At 69.8% G+C, this 16997-nt stretch carries 18 protein-coding genes and 2 pseudogenes; 4 read left to right on the top strand and 16 right to left on the bottom strand.

Features of this window, described 5'->3' with window-relative positions; genetic code table 11:
- Positions 1–74 precede the first annotated feature (74 nt).
- Positions 75–746, top strand: coding sequence for an amino acid ABC transporter permease (locus ACFWF2_RS30375; protein ID WP_379310902.1), 672 nt, complete (start codon positions 75–77; stop codon positions 744–746).
- The gene (locus tag ACFWF2_RS30370; protein ID WP_379310901.1) at positions 743–1636 is read left to right on the top strand and encodes an amino acid ABC transporter permease; all 894 of its coding nucleotides are present in this window, start codon (positions 743–745) and stop codon (positions 1634–1636) included. Before ACFWF2_RS30375 ends, ACFWF2_RS30370 begins: the two co-directional genes overlap by 4 nt.
- A 59-nt stretch (positions 1637–1695) precedes the next feature.
- Here ACFWF2_RS30370 and ACFWF2_RS30365 read toward each other — a convergent pair whose 3' ends face one another.
- The 10 genes and pseudogenes from ACFWF2_RS30365 to ACFWF2_RS30320 form a co-directional block, all read right to left on the bottom strand.
- Positions 1696–2556 carry a 3-hydroxyacyl-CoA dehydrogenase gene (locus ACFWF2_RS30365; RefSeq protein WP_379310900.1) on the bottom strand — a complete coding sequence of 287 codons (861 nt, stop codon included), beginning with the start codon at positions 2554–2556 and terminating at the stop codon, positions 1696–1698.
- 111 nt (positions 2557–2667) lie between these two features.
- A complete protein-coding gene (locus ACFWF2_RS30360) occupies positions 2668–3648 on the bottom strand; it encodes a glycine betaine ABC transporter substrate-binding protein (protein WP_379310899.1) in 981 nt (326 codons plus the stop codon).
- Positions 3645–4451 carry an ABC transporter permease gene (locus ACFWF2_RS30355; RefSeq protein WP_379310898.1) on the bottom strand — a complete coding sequence of 269 codons (807 nt, stop codon included), beginning with the start codon at positions 4449–4451 and terminating at the stop codon, positions 3645–3647. Before ACFWF2_RS30355 ends, ACFWF2_RS30360 begins: the two co-directional genes overlap by 4 nt.
- A gap of 124 nt (positions 4452–4575) precedes the next feature.
- Positions 4576–5754, bottom strand: a complete 1179-nt coding sequence (locus tag ACFWF2_RS30350) for an ABC transporter ATP-binding protein (RefSeq protein WP_379310896.1) — start codon at positions 5752–5754, stop codon at positions 4576–4578.
- Positions 5747–6397 carry an ABC transporter permease gene (locus ACFWF2_RS30345; RefSeq protein ID WP_379310903.1) on the bottom strand — a complete coding sequence of 217 codons (651 nt, stop codon included), beginning with the start codon at positions 6395–6397 and terminating at the stop codon, positions 5747–5749. Before ACFWF2_RS30345 ends, ACFWF2_RS30350 begins: the two co-directional genes overlap by 8 nt.
- A gap of 303 nt (positions 6398–6700) precedes the next feature.
- Complete coding sequence (locus ACFWF2_RS30340; RefSeq protein ID WP_379310895.1) at positions 6701–6883, bottom strand: hypothetical protein; 183 nt, start codon at positions 6881–6883, stop codon at positions 6701–6703.
- A pseudogene (locus ACFWF2_RS30335) lies at positions 6880–7050 on the bottom strand (recombination regulator RecX); the annotation flags it as partial. The gene ACFWF2_RS30340 and the pseudogene ACFWF2_RS30335, both read right to left, overlap by 4 nt.
- Positions 7051–7272: 222 nt before the next feature.
- Positions 7273–7815, bottom strand: a pseudogene (locus ACFWF2_RS30330) (regulatory protein RecX); the annotation flags it as partial.
- 418 nt (positions 7816–8233) lie between these two features.
- On the bottom strand, positions 8234–9271 hold the full coding sequence (gene recA / locus ACFWF2_RS30325; RefSeq protein WP_189024126.1) for a recombinase RecA: 1038 nt from the start codon (positions 9269–9271) through the stop codon (positions 8234–8236).
- 170 nt (positions 9272–9441) lie between these two features.
- The gene (locus ACFWF2_RS30320) at positions 9442–9891 is read right to left on the bottom strand and encodes a nuclear transport factor 2 family protein (protein ID WP_379310894.1); all 450 of its coding nucleotides are present in this window, start codon (positions 9889–9891) and stop codon (positions 9442–9444) included.
- A gap of 128 nt (positions 9892–10019) precedes the next feature.
- Here ACFWF2_RS30320 and ACFWF2_RS30315 point away from each other — a divergent pair, with 128 nt between their 5' ends.
- Entirely contained in the window at positions 10020–10535 is a 516-nt protein-coding gene (locus ACFWF2_RS30315) for a CGNR zinc finger domain-containing protein (protein ID WP_379310893.1), read from the top strand.
- Positions 10536–10547: 12 nt separating this feature from the next.
- Here the strand turns inward: ACFWF2_RS30315 and ACFWF2_RS30310 are convergent, their stop codons facing one another.
- From ACFWF2_RS30310 to ACFWF2_RS30290, 5 genes are all read right to left on the bottom strand, one after another.
- The gene (locus tag ACFWF2_RS30310) at positions 10548–11774 is read right to left on the bottom strand and encodes a tetratricopeptide repeat protein (protein WP_379310892.1); all 1227 of its coding nucleotides are present in this window, start codon (positions 11772–11774) and stop codon (positions 10548–10550) included.
- A 7-nt stretch (positions 11775–11781) separates the two neighbouring features.
- On the bottom strand, positions 11782–11973 hold the full coding sequence (locus ACFWF2_RS30305; protein ID WP_379310890.1) for a DUF3046 domain-containing protein: 192 nt from the start codon (positions 11971–11973) through the stop codon (positions 11782–11784).
- A gap of 69 nt (positions 11974–12042) precedes the next feature.
- Positions 12043–13194, bottom strand: coding sequence for a glycosyltransferase (locus ACFWF2_RS30300; protein ID WP_379310889.1), 1152 nt, complete (start codon positions 13192–13194; stop codon positions 12043–12045).
- Positions 13195–13282: 88 nt separating this feature from the next.
- Positions 13283–13993, bottom strand: a complete 711-nt coding sequence (locus ACFWF2_RS30295) for a PIG-L deacetylase family protein (protein ID WP_379310887.1) — start codon at positions 13991–13993, stop codon at positions 13283–13285.
- Positions 13994–14022: 29 nt separating this feature from the next.
- Positions 14023–14199, bottom strand: a complete 177-nt coding sequence (locus ACFWF2_RS30290; protein WP_379310886.1) for a hypothetical protein — start codon at positions 14197–14199, stop codon at positions 14023–14025.
- Positions 14200–14401: 202 nt separating this feature from the next.
- On the opposite strand from ACFWF2_RS30290, the gene ACFWF2_RS30285 reads away from it, so the two are divergent.
- Positions 14402–15889, top strand: a complete 1488-nt coding sequence (locus ACFWF2_RS30285) for a carboxylesterase/lipase family protein (protein WP_379310885.1) — start codon at positions 14402–14404, stop codon at positions 15887–15889.
- 48 nt (positions 15890–15937) lie between these two features.
- On the opposite strand, the gene ACFWF2_RS30280 is transcribed toward ACFWF2_RS30285, so the two are convergent.
- Positions 15938–16801, bottom strand: coding sequence for a hypothetical protein (locus tag ACFWF2_RS30280; protein ID WP_379310884.1), 864 nt, complete (start codon positions 16799–16801; stop codon positions 15938–15940).
- Positions 16802–16997: the final 196 nt, after the last annotated feature.

Below are 16997 nucleotides of genomic sequence, written 5' to 3'. Positions count from 1 at the left end.
CCCGGGAGTTCCGGGCCACCCGCGGCGGTTGATGTCCTGCTGGCCCTTACATACCGATCGGAGGACGCGCGTCCGTGTTCGACCTGATCTCGAGGTACGACTCCGAAATCCTCGACGCCTTCTGGGTGACCATCAAGCTGACGTTCTTCTCCGCGATCGGCGCGCTGATCCTGGGCACCCTCGTCGCCGCCATGCGCGTGTCCCCCATCCCGGTCGCGCGCTGGATCGGCTCCGCCTACGTCTCGATCTTCCGCAACACCCCGCTGACCCTGATCATCGTGTTCTGCTCGCTCGGCCTGTACACCACCCTGGGCTGGAAGCTGGCCGGTGATTCCCTGTCGGACAACAACTATCGCTGGGCGATCGTCGGCTTGAGTGTCTACACGGCGGCGTTCGTGTGCGAGTCGCTGCGCTCGGGAATCAACACGGTGCCGCTCGGCCAGTCCGAGGCGGGCCGCTCGCTCGGCTTCGGTTTCGCGCAGAACCTGCGCCTGGTGGTGCTGCCGCAGGCCTTCCGCGCGGTCATCGCCCCGCTGGGCAGTGTGCTGATCGCGTTGACGAAGAACTCGACGATCGCCTCGGTGATCGGCGTCGGCGAGGCCGCGTTCCTGATGAGCGAGATGAACGAGAACGAGGCGGCGCTGCTCGCGATCGGCGCGATCTTCGCCCTCGGCTTCGTCATTCTCACCCTGCCGACCGGCCTGTTCTTCGGCTGGCTGGCCAAGCGATACGAGGTAGCCCGATGAGCGCAGCGTCGGTCCTGTTCGACGCGCCGGGCCCCCGCGCGCGCGTCCGGCATCACTTCTACTCGGTCCTGGTCGTCCTCGCGCTGGCCGCTTTCGGCTGGCTGCTCTACGACGCGTTCGCCGATCAGGGCCAGTTCACCGCCGAGAAGTGGAAGCCGTTCCTGGAAGCGGGTGTCTGGGAGACCTACCTGCTGCCGGGTCTGCGGGGCACCCTGACCGCGGCGGTCATCTCGATCGTGTTCGCGCTGATCTTCGGCATGATCTTCGGCATCCTGCGGTTGTCGGATCACCGGTGGGTCCGCTGGATCGCGGGCGCGATCGTCGAGCTGGCCAGGGCGATCCCGGTGCTGATCCTGATGATCTTCCTGTTCGCCGTGTTCGGCGAGTACAAGGTCTTCCGCTCCGACGACCTGGCGCTGGCCGCGGTCGTCATCGCGCTGGTCATCTACAACGCCTCGGTCATCGCCGAGATCGTGCGCGCTGGTATCCGGTCGCTGCCCAAGGGCCAGACCGAAGCCGCGGTGGCGCTGGGCCTGCGCAAGACCCAGCTGATGCGCCTGATCCTGCTGCCGCAGGCGATCACGGCGATGCTGCCCGCGCTGGTGTCGCAGATGGTGGTCGTGCTCAAGGACACCGCGCTCGGCTACCAGATCACCTATGTGGAGCTGGTGCGTGCCGGTCAGCAGGAGGGTGCGTCGCAGCAGAACACGATCCCCGCGCTGATGGTCGTCGCGCTGATCATGATCTCGCTGAACCTGGCACTGACCTTCCTGGCGACGACGCTGGAGAAGCGACTGCGTTCCCGGCGCAAGAAGGGCGGCGGCACCGTGCTGGCCGCCGATTCGATCGTCACCGACGCCGCTCCCGGCGTGGACATCACCAAGAACTAGCGCGGCGAACACCGCGGGGCCCCGGGGCCCCGCGGTGTTTGTGTGTCCGTCGAGCGGGACTACGTGGTGTAGCGGTAGAACCCCTCTCCCGTTGCGGCACCGAGCTTGCCCTTGTCGATGTAGTTCTCCTTGAGCCAGGCCGCGAGCTTCTTGTCGGAGTCTCTGCCGTTGATCAGGATGTTGTAGGGGGTGGTCAGGCCGATGATGTCGAGGATCTGGAACGGCCCCATGGGCGCGCCGGTGGCGATGCGCCAGGTCTCGTCCACGGCGGCGGGTTCGGCGTATCCGCCTGCGGCCAGCTCGATTCCGGAATTCAGGAACGGCACCAGCAGGGAGTTGAGGACGTAACCCGCCTTCTCCTTGTGCAATTCGATCGGCACCATGCCGATGGCCTTCGCGAACTCGGCCACCGCGCGGAACACCGCCGGATCGGTCTGCTCGGTGCCCATGACCTCGGCGGTGTTGAACTTCCAGACGTGGTTGGCGAAGTGCAGCGCCAGGAACCGGTCGGCGCGGCCGGTGTAGTCCACGATGTCACTGGGCAGCAGCGTCGAGGAGTTCGTCGCGAACACGGTGCGTTCGGGCGCGAGCGCACCGAGCTTGCCGTACAGGTCGCGCTTGATCTCGAGTACCTCCGGCACCGCCTCGATGATCAGGTCCGCCTCGGCGGCCGCGGCGGCCAGATCGGCGGTCAGCGTGATGCCGGCCGCGGTCGCTGCGGTGTTGCTCGCATCGGCGCCCGCCACGTCCTGCTGGTACACCTTCGCGAGCTCGTCGAAGCGGGTGCGGGCGGCGGTGAGCGCCTTGTCGTCGATGTCGTAGGCGGTCACGTCGAACCCGTGGAACGCGGTCTGGAAAGCGATCTGGGATCCGAGCACCCCCGTACCCAGGACGGTCACCTTGCGGAATTCCATGGTCATACGTCATCCTCCCAGTCGGTTTCCGGTGGTCACCACCGCCGTCCATCATGGCCCGGGAAGCTGAGTGCGTGGCGAGAGGCCGGTAACAGTTCGGCACACCGACGCGGTGGATCAGCCCGCGGTGACCAGACCCTCGGCGACCATCCAGTCACGGGCGACGTCGGCTGGTTCGCGGCCGCCGATGTCGACTTGCCGATTGAGTTCGGTGATCACCGCGTTGGTCAGGCGCGCGGAGATGGGCGCCATGATCGAGGCGACCTCGGGGTGGGCGTCGGCGAACGGGCCGTGCATGACGAGCGCGGCGTTGTACTTCGGGAAGAAGCCGCGGTCGTCCTCGAGCAGTACCAGATCCAGCGCGGGGATGCGGCCGTCGGTGGCGGCGACCGAGCCGAACCGGCATTGTTCGGCGTCGGCGGTCGCCTGGTAGACGAGCGCGTCCTGGACGATCTGTTTCCGCACCGCGCTGACATCGATGCCGTACTTGCGGGCCATCCCCGGGTAGCCGTCCTGGCGGACGTTGAACTCGGTGCCGACGCAGGTGGCGGCAGCGGCCGGGTCCTTCGCGATCAGGGCCGCGTAGTCCGACAGCGTGCGCACGCCGGTCTCCTCGGCGGTGCGCCTGCTCGCGACCAGGGCGTAGGTGTTGTTCATCGGGGCCATCGCGGCCCACACCATGTCGTGCTCGGCGCGATCGGCGTCGCGGACGAGTTCGAATTGACGCACCTCGTCCGGCTCGGGTGTCTCATTGCCCAGGTAGTTGATCCAGCCGGTGCCGGTGTAGTCGTAGGCGATGTCGACCTGTCCGTGCAGCTGGGCGTCACGCAGGCTGTTGGAACCCTGGATATTGGTCAGGTCGCGCACATTCGCGCCCGCCGCCGTGAGCGCGAATTCGATCAGATAGCCGAGGATATTGGCCTCGGTGAAGTCCTTGGAGCCCACGGTGACCGCGACCCCGTCGAGGGCGGGCACGGCCACGATGCTGCCCGGCCCCACCGGCAGCGGCACCGAACTGCCCGACTGCAGACCGCAACTCGCGAGCAGCAGCACACCGGCCACGGGCGCGAACCCGCGCAGCCATCGGGTGATCCTCACCGCAACCCCCTCGGTCCGAGGAACTGTTCGGCCAGCGCGCCCAGCCAGTCGACGAACAAGGCCAGGGCGACCGCGAGCACGGCGCCCACCGTCAAGGTGACGGTGTCGCGCAGTTTGTAGCCGGTGTCGATGAGGATGCCGAGCCCACCCGCGCTCACCAGGAACGACAGCGTCGCGGTGCCGACAGCCAGCACCAGCGAGGTGCGCAGGCCTGCCAGGATGTAGGGCACCGCGAGCGGAAACTCGATGCGCCGCAACACCTGTACCGCCGACATGCCCTGCCCGCGCCCGGCGTCGATGAGGGTCGGCTCCACCTCTTGGTAGCCGAGGATCGTGTTGCGCAGCACCGGCAGCAGCGAGCAGAACGCGATGGGCGCGACGCCCACCCAGAAACCAGTGGTGCGGGTGACCAGGTAGCACAGCACGATCAGGCCGATAGCGGGCGCCGAGGCGCCGATATTGGCGATGCCGACGAAGATCGGTGCGAGCCTGCGGAATCCGGGCCGGGTGAGCAGCGTGCCCAGCGGCACGGCGACCGCGACGACGATGAGCACCACCGCCGCGGTGATCAGGACGTGCTGCCAGGTGACCTCGGCGATGTTGCCGACACTGATGCTCGCCTGCTGGGTGAGGGTCAGATCGCGCCGGAACGCCCACACCAGCACGCCGACGGTGAGAATGAGCACGATGACCGGCTGGACCAGCAGTCGCCAGAACTCGGCGCGTCGCTGCGCCGCGGGCGCGGCGACCGCTGCGGGCACATCCACCAGCGAACTGGGCTGGACGGAGACAGGATTCGTCATGACGCGGCTCCCCTCACTCCTACCGCCGCGAGCACCGGCCGGAATGTCCGCCGCTGTCCGAGCGAGCGGTGCGCGGCAGGCTGTCTCGACCGGAAGGTTTCCGGTGTCCGGCCCTGCGCCGCGGTCATGCCTGCACCTTCTCGGGTGGGCTTGCGGCGGCCAGGTGACTGATCAGTGTGTCCACGGTGACCACTCCGGCAAAGGCGCCCGCCCTGTCGACGACTACCGCCGAGGCCGTGCGTTCGGTCAGCAGGATCGCGAGCGCGTCCTGCAGCGTCGCCTCGGTCGGCAGTGTGGTCTGGATCGGCGTGCCGAGGTCGCGCAGCGAATCCGCATGGGCGAGTTCGCCTGCCGCGATCCGGCGCATCGGCGTGCGGTCGGCGTCGAGGATGATGCCCCAGTCCTGCTTCGCGGTATGCAGGCGGTCGGTGAGGTCGGCCGGTGCGGTGTCCTCGGTGACGGCGATGCCCTGGTCCAAGTCGAGGTCGGCGAGGACGGCGAGGCCGAGGCGGTCGATGGTGGCGGTGTTGCCGACGAAACCGGCGACCGTCTCGTCGGCGGGGGCGGCCAGGATCGCCGCCGGGGTGTCGTACTGCAGGATGCGGGACCGCTCGCCCAGCACCGCGATCCGGTCGCCCAGTTTCACGGCTTCGCCGAAATCGTGGGTGACGAAGACGATGGTCTTGCCGAGTTCGCCCTGCAGGCGCAGCAATTCGTCCTGCAGGAGGGCGCGGGTGATCGGGTCGACGGCACCGAACGGCTCGTCCATCAGCAGGACCGGCGGGTCGGCCGCCAGCGCCCTGGCGACGCCGACGCGCTGCTGCTGACCGCCGGAGAGCTGGCGCGGGAAGCGATTGCGGTAGGTGGCGGGGTCGAGGCCGACGAGGGAGAGCATCTCGTCGACGCGGGCGCTGGTGCGGCGCCGGTCCCAGCCGAGCAGGCCGGGGACCGTGGCGATGTTCTTGGCCACGGTCAGGTGCGGGAACAGGCCTGCCTGCTGGATCGAATAGCCGATGCCACGGCGCAACTCGTCGGCGTCGATCGCGGCGGCGTCGCGGCCGCCGATGGTGACGGTGCCCGAGGTGGGTTCGATCAGCCGGTTGACCATCCGCATGGTGGTGGTCTTGCCGCAGCCCGACGGCCCGACCAGGACCACGATCTCCCCCGCCGGGATGGTCATGCTGACCTCCTCGACCGCCGGATCATGCTGGTCCGGATAGCGTTTGGTGACCCGGTCGAGCACGATCTCGACCCCGGACACCGCGGCGGCCGCGGCGTCGGTGCTGGTTGCGATGTCAGTCACGGATTCCCCTCGAGATGGTGAGCCGGCCGAGCAGCATCAGGATGCCGTCGAGGGCGAGTGCGAGCACGACGATGAGTACGGTCCCGGTCAGCGCCTGGGGCACCGCGTTCGGGCTGCCGAGGCGCGAGAGCCCGGAGAAGATGAGATTGCCGAGGCCGGGGCCCTTCGCGTAGGCGGCCAAGGCCAGGATGCCCATGATCATCTGGGTGCTGACCCGCATCCCGGCCAGGATCGACGGCCATGCCAGCGGCAGTTCGATCGCGGTCAGCAGCCGCAGCCGGTTCATCCCGACCCCGCGCGCGGCATCGACGACCGCCGGATCCACCGCCGACAGCCCGAGCACGGTGTTGCGCAGGATCGGCAGCAGCGCGTACAGCACCAGCGCCACGATCGTCGGCCCGACCCCGAGCCCGAGGAACGGAATCAGCAACCCGAGCAGCGCGAACGAGGGCACGGTGAGGATCGCCCCCGCCGTAGCGGTCGCGGCGGCGGATCCGAGCGGACTCCGGTACACCAGCACCCCGACGATCACCGCGACGATCGTCGCCAGCACCAGCGACTGCACGACCGCCGACACATGCAGATACGAATCGACCAGCAACTGCTCACGCCGGTTCACCACGAACGACCACAACGCGTCCAGGGTCCACCTCCCCCTAGTTCGGCAGCCACACCAGGCCCTGTCCCCCGGAATGCCCACCCCGACACCGGGTGAAACACCCCGTACCCACACCCCAGCCGCAGCACGCGACGCACGAATCCGCCTGCGCGAAACCAGGTTTCACCGGCGCCGAATCATCCTACGCGCCACATAACCCCTGCGTGGCGGTTCGAGCTCACCGCCCTCGCCGAGGATCTGCTCGTTCCGCGGCGATCAGCGCACCGCCACTATCCCCACGAGCGGATCCATCGGTGCATATCGACGCCGCGCTCCGTCCTTGATCATCTACATCTGGACCGTATCCGGTTCCCGCCAGGCGAACTCGGCGGCCTTGGCCAGGATCGCCGGGATATCCGCGCGATTCAGCGCGCCCGCCCGCAACCAGGCTCCGTTCGTCCGCAGCCAGTCGCTGAAGTGGTCGATTAGTGGCTCGGAGACCGACAGCGGCATGGTCGTCACCCGGCTCATCGCTCGGCCTCGGCCAGTTCGGCTTTCACCACGTCGTAGGCGACGGAGGGGCTGTAGCCGCGGCGGGCGAGCATGTCGACCAGGCGGCGGGTGACCTTGGCGCGGTCGAGGTCGGTGGGCATTGTGCGGAGTTTGCGGCGGACCAGGTCGGCGGCGGCCTGCTCGTCGCCGGGGGCCGGTCTGCGGGGGGAACGGCGGTCGGCCGCCGGGTCCGGGGACTCGGCGTCGTCGGGAGCTTCGTTGCCGGTGTCGGCCTGCCCGCCGGCCCCACGGGACCACCGGGAGCGGGTTCGCCGCGGGCCGTTGTCCTCGAACCGCCCCTCGGGCTGCCCAGTCGGGACCGGGTCGAGCTCGAGCGGGCGGCGGAGCTGAGCGGGTGCCTGGGTGAAGCCTGCCTCGTCGAGGGCGGTGGTGACGACGGCGAAGGCGGTGGACTGGTCGTAACCGCGGCGGGCGAGCATGCCGACGAGACGGCGGACCGCCTTGTCGCGGTCCAGGTCTCGCGGCAGCGTCTGGAGTTTGCGGCGGACCAGGTCGGTGGCGCGGGCGCGCTCGGCGTCGTCGGTGACGATGGCCAGCGCGTTCTCGGCGTCGGCGGGGGCCACGCCCTTGTCCCGAAGTTCGCGCTGCAGCGCCCGCTTTCCCCGGCCGGAGTACGTGTGGCGCTCGTGCACCCACTGTTCGGCGAAGGAACTGTCGTCGATGAGGCCGACCTCGGTGAGCCGGTCGAGCGCGGCCGCGGTCACCTCGACCCGGAAACCCTTCTCCCCGAGGCGCTTCTCCAGTTCGGCGCGACTGCGGGCGCGCACGGCCAGCAGATTCAGGCAGGCGTCTTTCGCCTGGTCGACGGTGGCTTTGGGACGGTCGCCCGGGGCGAGCCGGCGTGTGCCGGCCCGCCGGTCGGGCTCTCCCGGCTGGGATCCGGCCGCCACCGGATCCGCCTGTCGTCCATTGTCACCACCGACTCCGGTCGACAGGGAGTCTTCGTCGCGCCGGGCGGACCTGCGTCCACGCCGGGCGCGGCGGGGTCGTGCCCCGCTCCCCCACTCTTCATGATCATCCCCAATCCGCGCAGCGAAATTGGGTGGATTGTCACCATCGGCGAATCCGGTCGGGTGCGCGCGCTGCGGATCGCCCGCACCCGACCGAATTCCCTGCGCGTCCGGATCGGCTCGTTCGTCACGAGCCGGTCGGACGGGTTCAGCGGCCGCTCCCCGCCCACGATCCGCGGACGACGTCAGCGCCTGCGGCTCGACCTCGATGCCGAGGCGAGCCAGCTGCCGTCGCATGTCCTCGACCGGATCGGCCGAGTCGCGGCGCGCGCGGCCGGGGTTCGGCGTGCGCATCGGCTCAGAAGTCGGCGGGCGCGTCGGCCTCGGCGGTCAGGTCGGCGCCGATGCCCAGTTTCTCCTTGATCTTCTTCTCGATCTCGTCGCGCACATCGGTGTTCTCCAGCAGGAACTTGCGGGCGTTCTCCTTGCCCTGGCCCAGCTGGTCGCCCTCGTAGGTGTACCAGGAGCCGGACTTGCGGATGAAGCCGTGCTCGACGCCCATGTCGATGAGCGAGCCCTCCTTGGAGATGCCCTGGCCGTAGAGGATGTCGAACTCGGCCTGCTTGAACGGCGGGCTCACCTTGTTCTTGACGACCTTCACGCGGGTGCGGTTGCCGACCGCGTCGCTGCCGTCCTTGAGGGTCTCGATGCGGCGCACGTCCAGGCGCACGGAGGCGTAGAACTTCAGCGCCTTACCACCGGTGGTGGTCTCCGGCGAGCCGAACATGACGCCGATCTTCTCGCGCAGCTGGTTGATGAAGATGGCGGTGGTGCCCGAGGTGTTGAGCGCACCGGTCATCTTGCGCAGCGCCTGGCTCATGAGGCGGGCCTGCAGGCCGACGTGGCTGTCGCCCATCTCGCCCTCGATCTCGGCGCGCGGTACCAGGGCGGCGACGGAGTCGATGACGATGATGTCGATGGCGCCGGACCGCACCAGCATGTCGGCGATCTCGAGGGCCTGCTCACCGGTGTCGGGCTGGGAGACCAGCAGCGCGTCGGTGTCGACGCCCAGCTTGCGGGCGTAGTCGGGATCGAGGGCGTGCTCGGCGTCGATGAACGCGGCGACACCGCCCGCTGCCTGGGCATTGGCCACCGCGTGCAGCGCGACGGTGGTCTTACCGGAGGATTCCGGGCCGTAGATCTCGACGACGCGACCGCGCGGCAACCCGCCGATACCGAGCGCGACGTCGAGCGCGATGGAGCCGGTCGGGATGACGGAGATGGGCTGGCGGGCCTCCTCGCCCAGACGCATGACCGCGCCCTTGCCGAAGCTCTTCTCCACCTGCGCCAGTGCCAGCTCCAGCGCTTTGTCGCGATCGTAGGCCTGCGGTGCCATGATGTGGTCCCCTTCTCGAGGTGAGTGTCTCTCTGGTTGGCGCCCACAGTAGAGGCCGGCACCGACAAGTTCTGGCGCCCAGATTAGTCGAACACCCATTCGAGTCAAGCGACGCGCCCACCCAACACGCGAGGACCCGCAAACCCGGCGCACCTCCGCGGGCCCGGTGCCTACCGCTGCGGCAGCACCGAGTCGTCGCCCTCGGCGCGTGGCCCGAAGATCCGCCGCTCCGATTCGTCGATGCGCACGTCGTTGATGCTGGCCTCGCGCCGCGCCATCCGCCCGTCCGGCGCGAATTCCCACTGCTCGTTGCCGTAGCTGCGCCACCACTGCCCGGTCTCGTCGTGCCATTCGTACTGGAAGCGCACCGCGATGTGATTGTCATGGAATGCCCACAGATCCTTGCGCAGGGCGTAGCCGTTCTCGGTCGACCATTTGCGGGCGAGGAAGTCGACGATCGCGGCATGGCCGGTGAAGAACTCGTCGCGATTGCGCCACACCGAATCCTCGGTGTAGGCGGCGGCGACCCGCTCGGGATCGCGGGTGTTCCAGGCGTTCTCGGCGGCAAGAACCTTGGCGCGGGCGGATTCGAGGTCGAAGGGTGGCAGCGGCGGTCGCACAGTGGAACCTCTTCCGGAAGAATAACTATCTATTCGACGTTGACAGGTTAGACAGTAGGGCGACCGGGCAGCACCGTCAACCCGTGAAATCGTGACAGTGGTTAGGAGCGGAGTTGGTAACCTCAGGCATGCGCGATCCCCGTCCGCACACCGGCGAACCACCGGCTCTGGACCTGCTCAACACCCGATGGGCGGGCACGACCCCGGGTGATCTGCTCACCGATCTCGACGGCCTGCGGTTGTGGCTCGAGCTCACCGGGCTCGCCGACCGCGTCCCCGTCGACGAGCACACGCTGACCGCGCTGCACGCGGCCCGCGATGCCGTCCACGCGGCCGTCACCACCGCCGACCACACCGCCCTGAACCGGGTGCTCGACCGCGGCCGCATCCGCCGTGAGCTCACCGACGACGGCCCCCGCGACACCCCGGAGGTCGCCGACCCGGCCTGGCTGCCCGGCTGGCTCGCCGCCGACAATCTGCTGCACCTCATCGTCGAGGCGCCGCACCGCATCCGTCAGTGCGCCCATCCCGACTGCGTGCTGTTCTTCTACGACACGTCCAAGAACGGCACCCGCCGCTGGCATTCCATGGCGACCTGCGGCAACCGGACCAAGGCCGCCCGCCACTACGCCAAGAGCAGCTGAGCGCCGCTCCGCTCAGAACAATTCGTCGAGCAGCCGGTAGTACTCGAGCTTCGCGCGATCGGGGCCGGTCAGCCCGTAGGCGGTGAAGAACGCCACCACCGCGTCGATGCCGAAGTCCTCGGCCAGATCGCGTTCGGCCAGGGCGAGATCGCGATAGCGGTCGGCCACGCCCAGCGCCGCGACATCGATCAGCACGCCACCGGCCAGCACATTGCCGGGAGTGAAGTCGCCGTGTGCGACGACGAGATCCTCGTCGGAGGGGCGCTGCGCCACCAGGTGCTCGTGGATCGCGGCGGGGGTGAGCTCGCGATGGTCGGCGTCGAAATCGGCGGTGTCGACGAAACCTTCGACGACATTGCGGCGCGCCTGCGCCAGGGTCACCTCGAGGCTGCCGTCGAACGGGCAATCGCAGACCGGCAGCGCGTGCAGCGCGCGCAGGGTCTGCCCCATCAGCGCGCCGACCTCGGCCGCGTCACCGGCGAGGTCGGTGAGCGACCGGGCTTCGGCGTCGGCGAGCACCAGGATGTCCTCGGCGAACGCAGACACGGTGGGGACCGCGATGCCCTTGTCGCGCAACCAGTTCAAGCGATCGTGTTCGGCGACGGCCCGTGGTCCGCGTTTGATCCAGTACCCGCCCGAGCGCGAGAGGTTGCCGCCGCGGCCCTCGTGCTCGTCCGACCAGGCAGGCACCGGCCCAAGCAGCTCGGCGATCTCGGGCGGCAGCGGCAGGGCCAGCTCGTCGAGGTGGTCCAGCGCCGCGCGGGTGGATTCGATGAGTTCGGAGTCGCCGTCGGCCACCCGCAACCGCATCGCCTCGTTGAGCAGTTCCCGCGCTTCCCGCGGGCGGTGCTGTTCGGCCAGCGATATGCCCAGGTGGTGGGCGGCGAAGGAGACGAGATCCGGATCGAGGGCGTGGCTGGCCTCGAGCGCACGCCGGTACAGGATCTCGGCGTGGGTGGGTTCGCCCTGGTAGCGGTACACGTCGGCGAGGTTGATCCAGACGGTGATCCGCCGCTGCTCGGTATCGGCCAGTTCCAGCGCCTGATCGAGCCGGTCGAGGGCCTCGTCGTGGCGGCCGAGCAGCATCAAGGCGATGCCCAGCCTGCGCAGGCCGCCGAAATCGTGGGGGTCGGCGACCGCGACCCTGGCCGCGAGCGTCTCGGGGTCTGCCGGGATCATTCGCAGCCGCTCGTCGAACCGATACGGCCGGGTGTCCGGGTTCTGCGCTGTCACTGCCATGACCTGCTCACCATCGGATTCGGGGAACATCGAAGTCGGCGCAGAGGGCGCGCCACACATCACGCGGATCGACACCGGCCTCGATCGCGGCAGCGCCGGTCCGCCCCAGCGCCGGTATGACGTGATCGGCCAGCATGGCGTCGGCGCGCGCCACGCCGAACTCGGTGTGCATCAGCTCCTGGAATTCGGTCAACCGCACGAAGCCCAAGATACTCGCGCTCGGCGACACCCGACAGTGCCACCGGAAGGCAGGCCGACCCGGCGGGCGCTACCGCTTCGCGGCGTCGTGACAGATGTCGACCGGATCCTCGACCCGCGACAGCCCCGCGGCGGCCTCGCCTGCCGCGGCGGCGTAGGCCGGGTCGTCGAGCACCTGGCGCACCGCCGCACCGACCGCCTCGGGGGTCAGCGGGCGCACCAGCACCGAACTGCCCTGCCGCACCGCGCGATTGGCCAGTTCCCACTGGTCGCCACCGCCGGGAACGGTCACCACCGGCACCCCGGCGGCCAGGGATTTGGCGAGCAGTCCGTGTCCACCGCCGCCGACGACCACCGCGGCCTTGGTGAGCAGTTCGTCCTGGCGGCCCAGGCCTGCGGTGGCCCAGTCGGGCAGGTCTGCCGGTGGGGTGTCGAGCATCGAGATGGCCGCGCGCACACCGAGTCCGGCCAATCCGGCCAGCACCGTCTCGGCCATCGCGGCCACCCCGGTGTGCGCGGTCGATGGCGCCACCATCACCAGGGGCGCTTCGCCCGGCGGCACCGGCAGGATCGCGTCGGTCGGTTCCCACAGCAGCGGCCCGACGACATGGGTGTCGGCGGGCCAGTCCGGTCGGTCCAGCTCCAGCGCGGGCAGCGTGGCGACGAGCCGCGCGGTCGGACCGGGATCCTCGGCGGGCAGGCCGATGCTCTCGCGCGCGGCCGAGCGCTGCCGGGTGCCCACCCGGACCGCGCGCGCGGTCATCGTGCGCAGCACCCCGTCGCGCACCCGGCCACGCACGCCCTCCCCCGGCGCGAGCCCACTGCCGATGGGCGGCAGGGCTTTCGAGGGCAGGTACAGCGGATGCGGCGACAGTTCCACCCAGGGCAGCATCAGCCGTTCGGCCGCCATCCCGCCGCCCGCGGTGAGCACGTCGGAGACGACCAGGTCCGGCAGCATCGCGCTGAGTTCGGGCAGGTTCTCGGTCGCGATGTGGGCGGCGCGCTCGTGGATCCGGGCGCCTGCGTCGGTGTCGTCGTCGGTGGGGCGTGGGGCCAGCCCCTTGAGCCTGCGCACGCTGATTCCGGCGGCTCTGGCCGCGTCCAGCCAGCGTGGACCGGTGAACAGCACCGGCTCGTCTCCCGCGTCCCGCAATCGCAGGCACAACGCGATCGCGGGAAACGCATGCCCCGGATCGGGCCCGGCCACCACAGCTACTCGCATGCCGCCAGACTGCCATATCTCTCGACATGGTCCGCCGCGCCGCAGCGAGATCGGCGTGTGACGGCCGAGCGAAGAGAGCCAGGTGCGATCAGCCGGCGAAGGTGAACAACTCGAAGCCGACCGCGTGCGCGGCGGCGAACCCTTCCTTGGGTCCCGTTGCGCGCGCGATGATCTCGTCCACCTGCTGCTCGACCGGCACCGAGCTGAGCACCTGCAGATAACGCCGGTGCGCGGACAGCGAAGCCCGCGCCCGCTCCAGGTGGGCGCCGACATCGACGGCGTGGGTCATGACCGGCCCGACCACGGCCGCCCAGCGCGCCGACCACGGTGCCAGATCGGCGATCTCGGGGAAGATCCACTCGTTGCCCGCGTCGGAGATGGCGTCCATCGCCGAGCGGCCGACCGCCCGGTGATCGGCGCTGTTGACGAACCCGGGCATCCAGGTATCGCCGAAGTTGAACAGCACCACCATCTCCGGGCGGTGCCTGCGCAGCGCGGCGGCCAGCTCACGCCGCAACGCGAGCCCCTCTTCGATCCGGCCGTCGGGATGGTCGAGGAATTCGACGGTGTGCACGCCGACTTCGCGCGCGCCCGCGATCTCCTCGACCTCACGCAACGGCCCGGCCTGCGCGGGCGGCATCCCCGCGATTCCCGCTTCGCCGCGGGTGACGAGCAGATAGCGAATATCCTTGCCCTGCGCGGTCCACCGCGCCACGGCGGCGGCCGCGCCGTATTCGATGTCGTCGGGATGCGCGACGATCACCAGTCCGCGCTGCCAGTCCTCGGGTACCTGATCCACCCGGCCCATGCTAAGCGCAGACGCGCGGATTACGGCTTGGTGAGCGTGGTCTTGTCGTCGGCCCCGGACACCGCCTTGTACAACAGGTACAACCCGGTACCGATCGCCGCGATGACAAGAACCGGCAGCAGCGCCTCGATCAGCGCCCCGAGAATCCAGAACGCGATCAACGCGACCACGACGATGCCGATGACTTTCCAGACCATGATGTGCTCCTCGCCAGTTCCGCGACCGCCGTCCGGCGATCCGACACCTTCGATGCTGCCACCCGGGAAACGATAAATCACCAGGTCAGCACCGATATCGGGGGCGATTTCAGGGTTCACCCCGAGACCGTGTCCCCGTCAAACGACCACGTCGAGCCCGGTTGGGCGTCCATAATCGGGGCCTCAGCGCGAGGAGGAGTCCATGGAACCCATCGTCACGATCGCGAGCGGCGCGGTGCGCGGCCGGACCGAGGCAGGCGTCACCCGCTTTCTCGGGGTGCCCTACGCGGCGGCGCCGGTCGGTGCGAAACGCTTCCAGCTGCCCGAGCCCGCGCCCGCCTGGGACGGGGTGCGCGAGGCCACGGAAATGGGCGCCACCTGCGCCCAGTCGCCGTATCCCGCGCCGATCCACGCTCTGATCGGCAGTGACGGGATTCCTGGCGACGAGTACCTCAACGCGAACGTGTGGACCCCGGATCCGGCGGCGAGTGGGCTGCCGGTGCTGGTGTGGATTCACGGTGGCGCGTTCGTGCGCGGGTCCAACGCGCGCGCGATCTACGACGGTGCGGCGTTCGCGCGCGACGGCGTGGTGATGGTGTCGATCAACTACCGTCTCGGGGTCTCCGGGTTCGCCGCGATCGACGGCGCGCCGCTCAATCGTGGTCTGCACGATCAGCTCTTCGCGCTGCGCTGGGTACGCGAGAACGTCGCCGCCTTCGGTGGCGACCCGGACAACGTGACCATCTTCGGGGAGTCGGCGGGCGGGATGAGTGTGGCGGCGCTGATCGCCGCGCCGCAGTCGACCGGGCTGTTCCGGCGGGCGATCATGCAGAGCGGCAACGGGTCCGTGGCCGCCGACGTCGAGGACGCCCGTCGGGTCGCGGCCGCGCTGGCCGACGAACTCGGCATCGCGCCGACCGCGGCCGAGTTCGGCGAGCTCGGCCCCGACGAGCTGCGGACCGCGCAGAACGCGGTCGCGCTCGCGGTGATGACCGACCCGGATCCGCAGCGCTGGGGCGCCTCGGTGATCGTGCAGGGCATGGGCATCATGAGCCTGTTCCCGGTGATCGATGGCGACATCGTCCCCGGCGCGCCCACCGCGGTCCTGGCCGAGCATCCGGAGCGCGCCGTCCCACTCATCGCGGGCACCACCGCCGACGAATTCCGGTTCTTCACCGTCCCGACCGGCATCACCGCCGCCGTCACCGCCGACACCCTGCCGTTCGTGCTCACCCGCTATGGCATCGATCCGGCTGTCGCGCAGACGTATTCGGCGCAGCGTCCGGACGCGACGCCTGCCGAGATCTTCAACGCGATCCTCACCGACTGGTGCTTCCGCGCGGGCACCGTCGACTTCGCCGAGGCCAATGCCGCGGGCGCGCCGACGCACGTCTACGAATTCGCCTGGCCCACCGGGCTTCCCGGGCTCGGCGCGTGCCACGTGCTCGAGGTGCCGTTCGTGTTCGACGCGCTCGACGACGCGCATTCCCTCACCGGGCCGAACCCGCCACAGTCGCTGGCCGACGAAATTCATGCGGCCTGGGTGGCATTCGCGACCAGCGGCGACCCCGGGTGGGCCGCCTTCGACGGGGAGAGCAAGCGCGTGCGCGTCTTCGACACCCCGGAGTCGTCGACGGTGGCGGACCTCCGATCGGCCGAACTCGACGCCCTGCGCCAGACCATCGCCTGACGAGAAACGGCCCCGTCACCGGGGCCGTGAATCGTTGTCCGCCTGCTGTTATCGCGGGCCGGGCGGTGTGCCGACGGGACGGTCGGCCAGATCGGCCAATGCCTGGGCCCAGCCGTCGAGACGGTCGGCGGCCTCGCGCAGGTCCGCGACGATGCCGTTGAACTGATAGGCGACCACAGTGTCCTCGGGAACGGCGAGAATGCGGGCCGCGGCGGCGACCAGCTGCTCGTACTCGAGCACACCGGTCTCCAGGCGGGCGAGCACACCGGTGACGGTGGTCTTCAACGCGGTCACCGTCTCGGGGTTGGCACGGCCGACGGTGTCGGCGGCCTGCTCCATCGCCACGACGTCGGTGGCCAGCGCGTGCAGCGCGGCCGCGCCGGAGCGGGCCGTCTCGAGCAGATCGCGCAGCTCGTCCTCGGGCAGGCGCCGGGTACGGGCGATCTGGGCGCCGAGGCCGTGCAGCGCGCGTTCGGCGCGGATCAACCGCTGGATCGGGCCGCGGGCCACCGACCGCAGCCCGGGTGACTTGCGGGCGACGAACGCCGCCTGGGGCAGCGGCTGACCGCGCAACTGCAGGTACCGCCGGGCGCTCAACGCGGTACCGGTCACGAAAGCGACAGCGCCGCCGCCGATGACCACGACAGCCCAGGCGGGCGCCGACACCACGGCCAGGCCGACAGCGCCGACTGCGGTGACACCCGAAGCGGTGCCGAGCTGAAAACTGCGCCTGCGAGCCCGCCGCCGACGGCGCAACTCGCGTTCGCGCGGGTCGGCCCAGCGGCGCACGGCCACCATCGCCTGCTCGCCGACCTCCCGCAGGGTCGCGGGAACGCCACCGGCCGCGCTGTGGCGTTCGAGCGCCGCCGGATCGACGATCTCGGCTCGCTCGCGCCGTGCTCTCCCGCTCATATCCTCATCCTTCCGCCGCGACGAAATGCCCGCAGCGCCCCAGGTTTACCACCGACCCCTGACAAGAAGCCCACACCGCATCGCATTCCCAGCCCCGCACGACCAGACCCCGAGGAGGGTCCGCCGCGCAGCGGCGGTCGCGGCCGTCCCGGCGATCAGGCGCCGTTGCGTAGGCGACGAAGGAGCAAGCAACGGG

The organism is Nocardia sp. NPDC060259, assembly GCF_042728775.1.
Taxonomy (GTDB): Bacteria; Actinomycetota; Actinomycetes; order Mycobacteriales; family Mycobacteriaceae; genus Nocardia.
This window is presented reverse-complemented; position numbering and strand designations above follow the sequence as displayed.

Coding starts and splice junctions, on each gene's coding strand:
- ACFWF2_RS30280 (WP_379310884.1), bottom strand. CDS start 16,801: ATGAGCGGGAGAGCACGGCGCGAGCGAGCCGAGATCGTCGATCCGGCG.
- ACFWF2_RS30300 (WP_379310889.1), bottom strand. CDS start 13,194: ATGCGAGTAGCTGTGGTGGCCGGGCCCGATCCGGGGCATGCGTTTCCC.
- ACFWF2_RS30285 (WP_379310885.1), top strand. CDS start 14,402: ATGGAACCCATCGTCACGATCGCGAGCGGCGCGGTGCGCGGCCGGACC.
- ACFWF2_RS30340 (WP_379310895.1), bottom strand. CDS start 6,883: ATGAGCCGGGTGACGACCATGCCGCTGTCGGTCTCCGAGCCACTAATC.
- ACFWF2_RS30315 (WP_379310893.1), top strand. CDS start 10,020: ATGCGCGATCCCCGTCCGCACACCGGCGAACCACCGGCTCTGGACCTG.
- ACFWF2_RS30365 (WP_379310900.1), bottom strand. CDS start 2,556: ATGACCATGGAATTCCGCAAGGTGACCGTCCTGGGTACGGGGGTGCTC.
- recA (WP_189024126.1), bottom strand. CDS start 9,271: ATGGCACCGCAGGCCTACGATCGCGACAAAGCGCTGGAGCTGGCACTG.
- ACFWF2_RS30370 (WP_379310901.1), top strand. CDS start 743: ATGAGCGCAGCGTCGGTCCTGTTCGACGCGCCGGGCCCCCGCGCGCGC.
- ACFWF2_RS30310 (WP_379310892.1), bottom strand. CDS start 11,774: ATGGCAGTGACAGCGCAGAACCCGGACACCCGGCCGTATCGGTTCGAC.
- ACFWF2_RS30355 (WP_379310898.1), bottom strand. CDS start 4,451: ATGACGAATCCTGTCTCCGTCCAGCCCAGTTCGCTGGTGGATGTGCCC.
- ACFWF2_RS30290 (WP_379310886.1), bottom strand. CDS start 14,199: ATGGTCTGGAAAGTCATCGGCATCGTCGTGGTCGCGTTGATCGCGTTC.